1 pseudogene is annotated in these 1,791 nt (G+C 75.2%); it reads left to right on the top strand.

Going from position 1 to position 1,791, the window contains the following annotated elements:
• Positions 1-234: 234 nt before the first annotated feature.
• A pseudogene (locus tag AAHZ94_RS33590) lies at positions 235-1,791 on the top strand (hypothetical protein); the annotation flags it as partial.

Below are 1,791 nucleotides of genomic sequence, written 5' to 3'. Positions count from 1 at the left end.
GGCCGCCGCCGCCCTGGGGTGGGCGCCCGCGCGGGCGCCGGAGCCGGCGCCGGGGCGCCCGGGGGGGAACGCCGCGGGCGGCGCCGTACCGGGCACACGGCCCGGTACGCGGTCGGACGGGCGGCTGGATGCGCGGTCGGACCTGGCGGCAGGACCAGACAGAGCAGAGCGGACGGGACGAGGGGGCCCGGCGGGGCCTGGTGGGCCCGGCGGAACCGGAGAAGGTGACCTGTGGTGAACGACTTCGTGGACCCCGTGCCGGTGCGCCGCCCGGCCGACGCCGAACCCGCAGCAACCGTCCACCAGTTGGTCTTCCGCTGGGAGGGCAACCAGGGCCGGCAGGGCACCGGCATGAAGGCCGTCGCCCACTCCTGCTCGGCAGACAGGGCCGCGGAACTCGGCCAGGAACTCGGCCCGCTGCTCTGGGTTTCGGGCGCCGCGGCCTCCCGGCCCAGCGTGGTGCGCACCGTCTCCAGGGACGGTCAGGTGATGCTCGTCCAGCGCTGGCCCACGGTGGACAGGTCGGGCCGGCCGAGCACCATCAGCCGGGTGCTGCTCGGCAGCCCGGCCGAGTTGAAGGCCAGACAGTGCATCGCGCTGGCGTACGGCGAGGGCTGGAGCGAACGCGCGACCGCAGAGCAGGCGGAGGGCGCCCTGCCCCCCGTGAACTGCGCCGACATCGACCGGATGGCCCGCACCAGACTGCCCAGGATGACCGAGCGGCTGGAGGAGGTGCGGACCGCGCTGATCATGGTCACCGCGGAGTGGCTGCGCAACCCGGCCCAGCGCGTGTCGCTGCGCGCGGACGCGCTGCCGTCCGACAGCGACGAGGACGGCGACACGGCGCCGCTGGTCTACCTGGGCCTGTTCCTGGTCTTCGGCTCGTGGCTGGGCGGCGAGTGGACGTTCGCCACGTACGACGCGGTGGACAGCCATCCGCTGCGGCTGACCTGCGTCCCGCACTGGGAGCCCGGCGGCGGCCCCGGGAAGCTGGCCCGGGTGGTGGCCCAACTGCCCCGCCCGCCCCGGGAGGAACACAAGGCGGCGGCCATCCTCGTCAACTACCTCCTCGCCAACCCCAACGCCAGGCCCGGCGTGCCCCCACTGGTCGAGGGCCTGCGCGGCGGGGCGGCGCTGCCCTGGTCCCAGCGGTACCCCAGGCTCAGGGCGGTCCTCACCGCCCTCGACGCGCCGGGTCGCCGGCCGCACTCGGCTGCGGCTGGCGCTGCGTCGGCGGCTGATGCTGCGTCTTCGGCCGATGGCGCATTGCCGGCTTCGGAGCAGCAGGGCGGGCAGGCCGGGGGGGCTGGGCGAGTCGGGCAGTTGGGGCTTGCCGGGCAGCAGGCTCCCGACCCCGCTGGGGCGGCGCAGTCGGGCGGCCGGTCGGTACGCGGCCCGTTGGTTGATCCGCAGGGCGCGGACCCGGCGGTTCCAGGCCAGGCGACTGCGGGCCCACCGACTGCGGGCCAACCGGTTACGGGCCAGCCGGCCCCAGGCCATCCGACCTCAGGCCATCCGACCGGTGGGCCCGCCGCAGGGCAACGTACGGTCGAGCCGGCCGGCCCGGCGGAGCCCGTATCGGACCACCCCCGTCGACCGGCGACGGGCCAGGGCCAACCGGCCGGTCAACAGTCAGCCGGTCAACAGCCAGCCGCCCGACAACCGACCGGACATCAGCCGGCCGGACACCAGGCCGGCGGTGTCTTTTTCACATCTGACGCTGCCGCCGCTACTCCGTGTGTTGATGTCGGTGGGGGGCGGGTCATTAAAAAAAAAAGGGGGGGGGGGGGG

The organism is Streptomyces sp. HSW2009 (assembly GCF_040240285.1).
GTDB lineage: Bacteria > Actinomycetota > Actinomycetes > Streptomycetales > Streptomycetaceae > Streptomyces.
Note: the sequence above shows the minus strand (reverse complement) of the source record. Positions and strands in the feature narration are given on the sequence as shown.